Below are 10,619 nucleotides of genomic sequence, written 5' to 3'. Positions count from 1 at the left end.
GTCGTCGAGACCGGATGTCGGCCAGTTCGAGCATCCGCCTGCTGAAGAACCGGGGCTCGCACTCGTCCAGCGTCAGCGCCTCTCTGGGGACGCTCAGCAGTCCCGCGATGCGCAGGACGAGCTCCCGGCGAGCGTCGGTTGAGTGGACGTCCTCCTTCCAGACCAGGACGACCTCCCAGTCGTCATCGCGGAACCCGGAGTGTCGCGCGTCGTCCCGTTCCCGGTCCTTCTGCTCCGTGTGAAACGCTTCGCCCTGGTACTCGATGAGCACCCTGTGATCGCGCCACATCAGGTCGGGCCGCCCCAGCCAGATCCGTTCGGAGGTGATGATCGGTTGGTTCAGCACTGGTTCGGGCAGCCCGGACCGAACGAGGACGAGTCGGGTCCGCGTCTCGCCCGGTGACTGCGCGCCGTATCGGATCCACTCGAGCGCCTCGATCAGGGTGAGCTTGCCCCGGGGTCGTACGCGCTTCTCGAGCGCAGCTCGCAGCGGCTGCACGGAACCGAGACGGAGTGCGATGGCGTCACCGAGAATGATCAGGTCGTCGAGCCCGACCGACTTGCCCGGGCCGATCAGCTCGCCCATGTCGACCCAGGTGTCAGCAAGGCCGGTCACCGGGACTCCTTTGACCTGGCACACTCCCCGGGCCTCGAGGCCTCGGTGCCCAGCGACGCCGGGGCGGCGCGTGCTGCCGTCGAGAGTGTCTCGAACCACGTGGAGTCGCTGATCGTCTTCCATGCCACGGGAGATCGGCAGGTTGTAGAGGCGCGCTGCGGTCAGGTGCGAGAAGGCGAAGCGGTCTTGCAGGGCGGTTGCCAGCGCCAGACACCTGTCGCTGAGCGAGGTCGGCTCCTTCGCACTCCGAACCCCCCACGCAGGCGTGACCAACGCTGTCGACCGAAGCTGATCCGGGGAGAGGCCAAGGGCGACAGCTTCTGCAACGGTGAACGGCCTACCTCGAAGAGCGGCTGACAACGCATCAGGCAGCGGGATCTCTGACATGTGCCGAGGGTCGAGCGCGCTGGCCAGTGGTGAAAGGGTGTCCACACCGCCTGTGGAAAGCCGCGGGACACCGTGAACGGATGTGGACGACACGCCCGAAACATGTTCACTCGATCGGCAGCGCGCCCGAAAGCTGTTCACTCGATCGGGAGGGCGCCCCGAAAGGTGTTCACTCGATCGGGAGGGCGCCCCGAAAGGTGTTCACTCGATCGGGTGCCTGCCCCGAAAGGTGTTCACTCGATCGGGAGGGCGCCCCGAAAGGTGTTCACTCGATCGGGAGCGCGCCCCCGAAAGGTGTTCACTCGATCGGGAGCGCGGCCCCGAAAGGTGTTCACTCGATCAGGATGTGGGGCGGCGGGCGACGAGTGCCCGGCTGACACTGCGGGTCATCGCGATGAAGACGAGCAGCCAGGCAGTGACGGCGACCCAGAGCCAGCTCGACCCGATGGCCTCGACGATCGGCAGCCGGTCGGCCCGTCCCAGGTAGATGCCCGCCACGGCGTACATGCCCAGCGGGAAGATGATGCTCCAGAGCGTCGGGACGTAGACCAGCGGCACCTTGCGGACGTAGTGACGCCACACTCCCGCGGCGACGAGCACCGGGATGAGCCAGGTCGCGAAGGCCCAGAACACCACCGACAGCCCCGCCACCAGCCCCTGCGTCGCGTCCGCCATCGGCGCGGACTCCATCTCGACAATGCGCGCGCCGGCGACCACGGTGATGGCCACGGCCCCCATCGCCACCCAGTACGGCGGGTCGAAGTCCTTCGGGTCGAGCTCGTAGAGCATGATCCGCAGGGCCACGATGATCGCGGAGGCCGCATAGAGGAAGACGCCGACCGACCACGAGAGCACCGCCAGGATGGCCAGCCAGGCCCGGGCATCCTCCATGACCACCTCGAGCGTCGCGGCCGACACCGCGACCGACTGGCTCGCGACGACCCAGATGAACCATGTCCCGTTGGCGAGCGCCACGGCGGGCCGCTGCGCTCGACTGAGCACGGCGCTCCAGGGGATCACGTAGCCGAGAACCAGCCAGACGCTGAACGAGACGACGAGCAACCAGGCAGTCAGCGAGTACCAGCCCTCGGCGGCTGCTCGCGCACCGAGGACGTTGGTGCCTGCCACGAACGTGAAGAATCCGAACGCCCGCTTCGGGTCCTTGAAGTCCTCGACCATGGCGTGCCGGAACGACGCGAACCGCCACAGGTTGAGACCGAGCAGCACGACGTACGCGACGATGCAGACCGCGAAGAGCAGGACGGAGAGAAGGCGGAAGCCGGTGAGTCCCAGTCCGATCGAGATGATGCCGCTGGCCATGACCAGCGCGAAGTAGCCCGGGGTGAGCTTCTCGACCAAGCCACCCACACGACCCGGCGACGTCTGCGGGAGCGAGCCCAGCGGCATACGGCTCATCGCTCTGGCTCAGCCCACCGCGTCCCGGGCGGCGGCGAACGCGTCGACGCACGCGCGGACGTCGTCCTCCGAATGGGCCGCCGAGAGCTGGACCCGGATCCGAGCCTTCCCGCGCGGCACCACGGGGTAGCTGAACGCGATGACGTAGACGCCGTTGCCGAGCATGTGGTCGGCGATCTCGGTCGCGCGGCGAGCGCCGTCCTCCCCGGGGAACATGACGGGACGGATCGGGTGCGTCCCGGGCAGCAGCTCGAAGCCGGCCTCGGTCATGAGCTGGTGGAACAGCTCGGTGTTGCGGCGCAGGACCTCGCGCTTCTCTCCCGAGGACTCGATGAGCTCGAGCGCCCGCATCGAGCCGGCCACGACGGGCGGGGCGACCGAGTTGGAGAAGAGGTAGGGCCGGGAGCGCTGCCGCAGCAGGTCGACGACCTCCTGGTGACTGGCCACGTAACCCCCCGACGCGCCGCCGAGGGCCTTGCCCAGGGTGCCGGTGATGATGTCGACGCGGTCCATCACCCCGAAGAGCTCCGGCGTGCCGCGCCCACCGGTCCCGATGAAGCCGACTGCGTGCGAGTCATCCACGAAGACCAGGGCGGCGAACTCGTCCGCAAGATCGCAGATCCCCTCGAGCGGTGCGTACGACCCGTCCATCGAGAAGACGCCGTCGGTGACGATGACCTTCCGCTTGGCCCCGGCGGCCACGGCGGCATCCAGCTGCGCGCGAAGGTCGCCGAGGTCGGCGTTCTTGTAGCGGTAGCGCATCGCCTTCGACAGCCGGATGCCGTCGATGATGGACGCGTGGTTGAGCTCGTCGCTGATGATCGCGTCCTCCGCGCCGAAGAGGACCTCGAAGACGCCCCCGTTGGCGTCGAAGCACGACGAGTAGAGGATCGCCGCCTCCATCCCGAGGAAGTCCGCGATCCGGCGCTCGAGGTCGGTGTGCTGTCGCTGGGTGCCGCAGATGAACCGCACGGACGCCATCCCGAAGCCCCACTCGTCGAGCGCCCGCTTGGACGACTCGATGATCGACGGGTCGTCGGCCAGCCCGAGGTAGTTGTTGGCACAGAAGTTGATCGCCTCGGCCTTGAGCGTCGTCACGTGCGCCGACTGCGGCGAGGTCAGCTCGCGCTCGTTCTTGTAGAGACCGGCGTCCTCGATCTCCTGCAGGGCCGCGGTGAGCTCGTCCTTGACGGTTCCGTACATCGCTGTCCTTCGCGGGTGGGTCGGGTGACAGAGGTCAGCGTATGCCGCTGAGCTCGCTTCGCGTCAGAGTCCGGTACCAGCGTGGCGGCCTGCCAGACGCGTGGGATCGACCACGACGATGCGTCCTCGGGAGAGCTGCACGAATCCCTGCGCCGCCAGGGCGCGCAGGACCCGGTTCACCGTGGGACGGGTGGCACCCGCGAGTTCCGCGAGGTCGGTCTGCGTCAGTGGGATCAGGACCTGCCCCGATCCGTCGTTCCCGTACTGCTCACACAGGTCGAGCAGCCGACGGACAACACGCTGGTCGCTCGGCACGAACAGTGCCTCCAGCAGGTGGTTCGACAGGCGCTTGACCCGCGCCGCGAGCAGGGTCGCGAGGAGGAGCTGGACACCCGGGTGCTCGGCACAGAGCGCCCGGAACTCGGCGAAGCTGAGGACCAGTGTGGTGGTCGGCTCGAGCGCCACGATCGTCGACGAGCGCCTCGGGTCGGCAGAGACCACGGCGACGTCCCCCAGCACCCGACCCGGCCCGATGACCCGGAACGCCACCGAGTCGCCCGACGCCGTCGTTCGTCGCGCCATGACGCGGCCCTCGGCAACGAAGTGGACCGTGTCAGCGGGGTCGCCCTCGTGGAAGAGGATCTCGCCACGAGCGAACAGCTGTCGCCGGGCCCTTGAGAGGACGGCCCGACGCTCCTCGTCGGTGAGCTCCTGGAGCAGCTGCCACCTCATGGCCCACCGCACCACGCCGGCGTCAGTGTCACGGCGGACACACAGCCACCGTGCCCGGGAGAACAGACCGGAGCGCTCAATTCCCGGATCGTCGAAGCCGGGACGGTTCCGGGATGTTCCGGCTCCGCACGACATGAGGAGGGGCTCATGGACGGCAGGCACAGGCGACGTGACATCGCGCATCACCACCCACAAGTGAGGAAGCACGGCAGCGAGTGGACGTGGACGTGCGACTGTGGGTCGACGTCCTTGCTGTACACGCAGGCTCGCCGCACCTGGCGCCGGGCCATCGTCGAGGCACTCGGGCACTCGACCCAGATCGCCGCGTGAGCCGGAGGGACAGGACCTGGCTCACGCGCGCTCAATCCCGGAGGGCACGCGGGGAGGCCGCCGAGCGGGCCTCCGCAAGGAGGACCCGCTCGGCGCGAGCATAGACGTCGTGTGCTCCCGCGCGCGTGTCACCGACGGCGGTCAGACCGATCCGGCCCGCCTCCGTCACCGAGCTGATCATGTGCAGGACGACACCGGTCTGGGCTGCCGGATCGAAGTACAGGCCCGTCCTCGCGATGACGTCGAAGAGGTCGCTGACCCGCAGTCCACGAAGCGCCGGATCCTCGAGGTGGTCGGTGGCGACGAGATGCTTCTCCCGACCGGCCGGTGTGGCGAAGATCGCCACATCCGCCTGGTACCGGCCGTTGGTCAGGAACTGGAGCGTGAGGAACGGGTGCGTCGTGCCGCCTTTCCGGAGGTTGATCTCGATGGCGTGAGCGCTCCATTCGCCACCGCGCCGAGTCACGACGAAGTCGACCGCGAACCTTCCGAGCACACCCAGCTCGGCGAGGCGGGAGCCGATGGCCTCCGCCTGCCGAGTGATGAGACGCGAGTAGGCGGCAGCCGCTGGGAACACACAGCCGAGGTAGGACTGGCCGGACGGACCGCCGAGGATCTGGTCGTGGGTGGACAGCACCTCGACGGCGCCCAGCGGCGTCACTCGCAGCTGCACGCTGGGGCTGAGCACCTCCTCGCCGAGGAGCCGCTCCTCCACGATGCCGCCATGCTCTGCATACTTTGCGAAGAAGAGCTCATGAGTGACGGCCTCACCCTCGAGCGCCATCGCCTGCACCCGCGCCGCGACCGCTGGACGCTCCCCCGCCGACCCGGGACCCGGCAGGCCGCGCAGGTCGACGACGGCGTTCCCGGCACCGGAGACGCCCTCGTTGAGCTTGACCATGGCTTCCGCGACGTCCCGAGCTCGGCGAAGGCGGAGGAGCGCCTCGACGATGTCGTCGAAGCTGCGCAGGTTCTCCTCGCCGGCAGGGTGGTCCACGCCAGCCTCATCGAAGATGCGGCGGCAACCCGACTTCGTGCCCAGCGCGAGGTGACGCGGGTCCGCGCCGAACATCGGGACGCCGAGCTCGATCGCGAGGTCACGTTCCAGCGTCGTCGTCGTGTAGGGAATGAGGTGACAGCGGGCGCGGTTCGGGATCAAGCCCGCGATCTCGGACAGGAGCCGGGGCCGCTCGAGCAGCTTCTCGGTCAGCGGGCGTGGAGTGCTGTCCCCCACGGAGACCATGAACAGACGGGCCTTGGCATGGCTGGGCACCACCCCGGGCAGGAGCGCCAGGTAGTACTCGACGATGGACGGGTCCACGGGCCCTGATGTCACATAGATCATCCGCAGCCGTGGTTGTCGGAGCAGGAGCAGGAGGAACAGGTAGCGCTCCTCCAGGGCCTGGTTCATCGCCCCGGCCTTCGTGACGAGGCGGTCGAGCGACACGGACGGAACGACGACGACCGACTCGTCGGGCTCGTTCAGCCGCATCGCGCGCCATGCGTCCGGCAGCCGGCCCTGCAGGCGGTCGAACTCCGCGTCCCGCTGCCCCTCGCTCAGGTCGCTGAGGAAGACAGGCGAACGGTTCGGGTCGGCTGCGGCGCCCGCGGTCAACAACGTCATGGCACGCTCCGCGCCGCGTCGAGGCCCAGAACCTCGACCACCTCGATCCTCCGGCTCATGCCACGAAGCTCCAACGGACCGAGCGACCGGGTGACCGCAACGTCGGCGGCTCCGGACTCGACCCGCTGCGTGATGAGGATCTGCCCCGGTTCCGCGTACGCGCACAGGCGGGCACTGAGATTCGTCACGGTGCCGATCGCGCCATAGTCATATCTGCCCTCGAACCCGATCCGGCCCAAGGTGGCGTAGCCCTGGGCGATTCCCACGCCGAAGCTGAGATCGTGTCCGCGGCGACGCCATCCCTCCGCCAGCTCCGCCACCCGGCTGCGCATCGCCACGGCCATGCGCACCGCACGCTCCGGAGCGTCGGGGCACGGGATGGGGTCGTTGAAGAAGACGAGCAGGCCGTCTCCTGCGAAGTGCTCCAGTGTGCCCTCATACCTGAAGACGAGGTCGCCGAGCGCCTCGTGGTAGGCGCGCAGGACCGCCATGACCTCCTCCGGCTCCGCGGTCTCGGCGAAGGCCGTGAAGCCGCGCATGTCGCAGAAGACCGTCGTGATCTCCGCACGGTGGCTCCCAAGGAACGAGTCGTCGCCGCTCTCCATGACGAGCCGCGCGATCTGGGGCGAGAGAAATCGGCGGAGCCGCCCCACCCGTTCCAGCTCGTCAACCTGGGCGGCAACCTTGTTCTCCAGCTGCAGGTTCCAGTCTGCCAGCTCGGCCGCCTGCCGCTCGACCGTGTCGTGGTAGCGCTTGATCCGGACCAGCGACCGGACCCGGGCGAGCAGCTCGGCCTGGTCGAAGGGCTTCTGCACGAAGTCGTCGGCGCCCGCCTCGATCGCACGGAGCTTCTGCTCATTGCCGCTCGCGGTGACCATGACGACGGGAAGGAAGCGGGTCCGGTCTGCCGCGCGAATCCTGCGGCAGGTCTCGTAGCCGTCGATGCCCGGCATCTGGATGTCAAGCAGGACGAGATCGGGGACTCGCTGGTCGAGCCAGACCAGTGCGGAGTCGCCGGAATCGGCGGTGTGCACCTCGAAGCCGCGGGGGGTGAGGATGGCCTCCATCAGCTTGAGGTTGGCCGCGAGGTCGTCCACCACGAGGAGGACCGGAGCTGTCTCAACTGCCTGCTGCTGATCCATCATCACTCCGTCCGAAGGTGTGCCCTGACCTGGTGGGGAAACTGCCGCACGTCGATCGGCTTGACGAGATAGCCCTCGAAGCCGGCGCCGCTCGCGCGTTCCCTGTCCTGCTGCATGGCAAACGCCGTCAACGCGACCACCGGGATCGTCGCGGTCGCGTCATCGCCGCGGAGCCGACGGAGCACCTCGAAGCCGTCCATGCCCGGCAGCTGGAGGTCCATGAGGACGAGATCGGGAAGGGCCTCCCGCGCGCGCAGCACGGCCTCCTCACCCGTCATCGCCACCAGGACGCGGAAGCCGGCGAACTCGAGGACGTCTCGTGCCAGCTTGAGGTTCTTGTCGTTGTCCTCCACGAGCAGGACCACTGCGTCCCTCATGGCCGTCCCTCCGTCCGGCCCGCCGGGGGCCTTGCGATCTCGGCCAGCCTTCCGGCGAGCAGCTTGAGCTCGACGGCATGCTTCGACGTGACGAACTCGATGCGCCCCTCGAGCAACGCCCTGTCGTCGGCGGTCAGGGTCCTGGCGGTGATGACGACGATGGGCACGTCAGCGGTCTGTTCGTCGGCCCGCAGCCGGTCGATCACCTCGAACCCGTCCATCTCCGGCATGAGTAGGTCGACGAGCACGACGGCAGGCTGCGTCTCCCGGACGAGATGAAAGACCTCCTCCGCCCGCTGGCACGCGTGGACCGTCCACCCCGCAGGCTCGAGGGCCAGACGCGCGAGCTCCAGGGCCGCGGGGTCGTCGTCCACCATGACCGCCACCCGGTGGGCCGCCCGGGTGCCGGGCAGGGGCAGGAGGCGTCCAAGGGCCGCCAGCAGCTCCTGTCGCGCCACCGGCTTCACGAGGTACTCCGAGGCTCCGAGCGCCATGCCGCGCCGGCGATCCGGCAGCACGGACACGACCATCACCGGTGTCGCGGCGGTCGCCGGGTCTGCCTTGATCTCGGTCAGCACCTCCCAACCGTCCATCCCGGGCAACCGGATGTCGAGGACCACGGCGTCGGGGGAGACATCCCGGACGGCTTGAAGGCCCTCAGGACCGGAGGTGCAGGTGATGGTCTGCAGACCTGCTGCGCCCAAGTGCAGCGTCAGGAGCTCGGCGGAGCTCGGGTCATCTTCGATGATCACGACCGTGGGCCGCTCGTCGTCCCCAATCCCGGCCCGGAGGCCATCGCGACCGGCCTGAGCGCGGTCCCCGCCGTCGAACGGGATGGTGAATCCGAACGTGCTGCCGTGACCCACCTCGCTGCGGACCCACACCTGTCCGCCGTGCAGCTCCACTATCCGTCTCGTCAGGGTGAGGCCAAGACCGGTGCCCTCAGCCTTCCGCGTGGTGCGCGTGCCCTGCTGGAACGACTCGAAGATGCGCTCCTGGTCCGACGGTGAGATCCCCACCCCCGTGTCGGTGACAGTCACCTCGAGGTCGTCGTCGACGACGCGGGCCGCGACGACGACGGACCCGCCGTCCGGGGTGAACTTCACGGCGTTGCTGAGCAGGTTGAGCAGCACCTGTTTGAAGCGCAGCTCGTCGGCCTGGACGAGGCTCACGTCCGGAGCGATCGTCGTGCGGATCGCGATCCGATGGTTGAGCGCCCGCTCACGGACCATGGCCAACGCGTAGGTGACCGCCTCCTCAACCGAGAAGCTGGTGCGATCGAGCTCCATCTGGCCCGCCTCGACCTTGCTCAGGTCGAGGATGTCGCTGAGCAACGCAAGGAGGTGCCGCCCCGAGCTGAGGATGTCGTTGAGGTAGTCCTCCTGTCGCTCGTTCAGCTCCCCGAACATCCGCTCGAGGAGGACTTCGGAAAAGCCGATCACGGCATTGAGGGGCGTCCTCAGCTCGTGCGACATGCTCGCCAGGAACTCGGACTTGTGGTGGCTCGCCTCGGCCAGCTGAGCACGCTGTGCCTCCAGCTGCTGGTAGAGCCGGGCGTTGGACAGGGCGATCGCCGACTGACTGGCGAAGGCCTCGAGCACCGTACTCGTGACGTCACTGAAGATTCCGCGCCTCCTGCGCTGCACGACGAGGGCACCGATGATGACTCCGGAACGGACCATCGGGACGGCCGCAACGGAGCGCCAGCCGCCATCGCGGAGGATCTCGAGGTGCGGGTCCAGAGGGACGTTCTCCAGGTCACGGACAAGAAGGGTCCGGCGTTGCCGGCAGGCGCGCCCCACCAGCGACTCGTCGATGTGGATACGGCTGCCGCGGAGCTGGTCGAGCAGCTCCGGACTCGTTCCCGTCGCCATCCTGACGCTGAACAACCCGGTCTCTTCGTCGAAGTCGAGCAGGGACCCACCATCAGCACCCGAGAGCTGGACGGCGAAGGCCACGATGGTGCGCAGGACCTCGTCGACGTCGAGACTCGAGTTGAGCGCCTCACCGACCTCCGCCAGAGCCTCGAGCTGGTCCACTCGGCGGGCGAGCTCGGCGGACCGAGCCTCGAGCGATCGCATCAGCTCGACGTTGCGCACTGCGAGTGCTCCCTGTGCCGCGAAGGTGGTCAGGAGGTCGCAGGTTCGTAGGTCGAACGGGGACACGGTGGTGCGCCACACGGACAACACCCCGACCACCTCGTCCCCCACCAGCATGGGGGCGCCGAGGATCGTGCGATATCCCGCCAACCGCTGGATGTCAGGGCGGTGGTACTCGGGGTCCGCCGTCACGTCCACGATCTGCTGGGTCCGCCGCTCGAGCCACACGCGGCCGACGAGGGTGGTCCGGTCCCTGTCGACGGGGCTCTCCTCCTGCAGGTCCACCAGGGCATCGCTCAGCCCCACTCCACTGGTGAGCCGGAAGGCCCCGTCGCGATGGAGATGGACCTGCGCGGCATCCGCATGGCAGAGCACTCTGGCGTGCTCGACAATCGCAGCGAAGACATCCTCTGGTGCGGAGGAGGCTGCCAGGATGGCGAGGATCTCGGAGGTGGCGGCAAGCTCGTCCTGAGTTGCGCGCAGCCGTGTCTCCAGCGCGGAGGTTGACTGTCCCCTCGCTGCTGCGCTCTCGTTCGACGTCTCCACCGAGGCCTCCGCCCGTGGCCCATACCGCGATCAGCTGCGCTGGTGTCTCTCCTGCGAGTGTCCACCGAAGCACCGCACACCTCAGCCGAACGGAGAAATCCGATGGCGGCTGGGTGACTGGCGTCTGTCGCTTGTGGGTGCTGTGAA

Annotated in this window: 8 protein-coding genes and 1 pseudogene; 1 reads left to right on the top strand and 8 read right to left on the bottom strand. The window is 68.3% G+C overall.

All coding sequences use genetic code 11. The annotated features are described in order from the left end of the window. The 4 genes and pseudogenes from VJN29_RS11195 to VJN29_RS11180 all read right to left on the bottom strand — a co-directional run. Positions 1 to 616: pseudogene (locus VJN29_RS11195) on the bottom strand (hypothetical protein); the annotation flags it as partial. A gap of 726 nt (positions 617 to 1,342) precedes the next feature. Then, entirely contained in the window at positions 1,343 to 2,410 is a 1,068-nt protein-coding gene (locus tag VJN29_RS11190) for a tellurite resistance/C4-dicarboxylate transporter family protein (RefSeq protein WP_324143711.1), read from the bottom strand. A gap of 18 nt (positions 2,411 to 2,428) precedes the next feature. Then, positions 2,429 to 3,622, bottom strand: a complete 1,194-nt coding sequence (locus VJN29_RS11185; RefSeq protein WP_324143710.1) for a glycine C-acetyltransferase — start codon at positions 3,620 to 3,622, stop codon at positions 2,429 to 2,431. 63 nt (positions 3,623 to 3,685) lie between these two features. Further along, positions 3,686 to 4,354 (bottom strand): Crp/Fnr family transcriptional regulator, encoded by a 669-nt coding sequence (locus tag VJN29_RS11180; RefSeq protein ID WP_324143709.1) that lies wholly within the window; start codon positions 4,352 to 4,354, stop codon positions 3,686 to 3,688. Between the two features lie 147 nt (positions 4,355 to 4,501). Here VJN29_RS11180 and VJN29_RS11175 point away from each other — a divergent pair, with 147 nt between their 5' ends. After that, positions 4,502 to 4,684 (top strand): hypothetical protein, encoded by a 183-nt coding sequence (locus VJN29_RS11175; RefSeq protein ID WP_324143708.1) that lies wholly within the window; start codon positions 4,502 to 4,504, stop codon positions 4,682 to 4,684. Positions 4,685 to 4,715: 31 nt separating this feature from the next. Here VJN29_RS11175 and VJN29_RS11170 read toward each other — a convergent pair whose 3' ends face one another. Genes VJN29_RS11170 through VJN29_RS11155 form a run of 4 tightly spaced genes read right to left on the bottom strand, consistent with a single transcriptional unit; the run spans position 4,716 to position 10,472 of the window. After that, positions 4,716 to 6,308, bottom strand: a complete 1,593-nt coding sequence (locus VJN29_RS11170; RefSeq protein WP_324143707.1) for a peptide ligase PGM1-related protein — start codon at positions 6,306 to 6,308, stop codon at positions 4,716 to 4,718. Continuing rightward, a complete protein-coding gene (locus VJN29_RS11165; RefSeq protein ID WP_324143706.1) occupies positions 6,305 to 7,453 on the bottom strand; it encodes a response regulator in 1,149 nt (382 codons plus the stop codon). The genes VJN29_RS11170 and VJN29_RS11165 overlap by 4 nt, the downstream gene beginning before the upstream one ends. Continuing rightward, entirely contained in the window at positions 7,453 to 7,827 is a 375-nt protein-coding gene (locus VJN29_RS11160) for a response regulator (protein ID WP_324143705.1), read from the bottom strand. The genes VJN29_RS11165 and VJN29_RS11160 overlap by 1 nt, the downstream gene beginning before the upstream one ends. Beyond that, positions 7,824 to 10,472 (bottom strand): response regulator, encoded by a 2,649-nt coding sequence (locus VJN29_RS11155; protein ID WP_324143704.1) that lies wholly within the window; start codon positions 10,470 to 10,472, stop codon positions 7,824 to 7,826. The genes VJN29_RS11160 and VJN29_RS11155 overlap by 4 nt, the downstream gene beginning before the upstream one ends. Positions 10,473 to 10,619 lie beyond the last annotated feature (147 nt).

Origin of the sequence: Intrasporangium sp. (assembly GCF_035280925.1) — a bacterium.
Taxonomy (GTDB): Bacteria; Actinomycetota; Actinomycetes; order Actinomycetales; family Dermatophilaceae; genus Intrasporangium.
The sequence above is the reverse complement of the archived record's forward strand: the minus strand, read 5'-3'. Positions and strand labels throughout refer to the sequence as shown.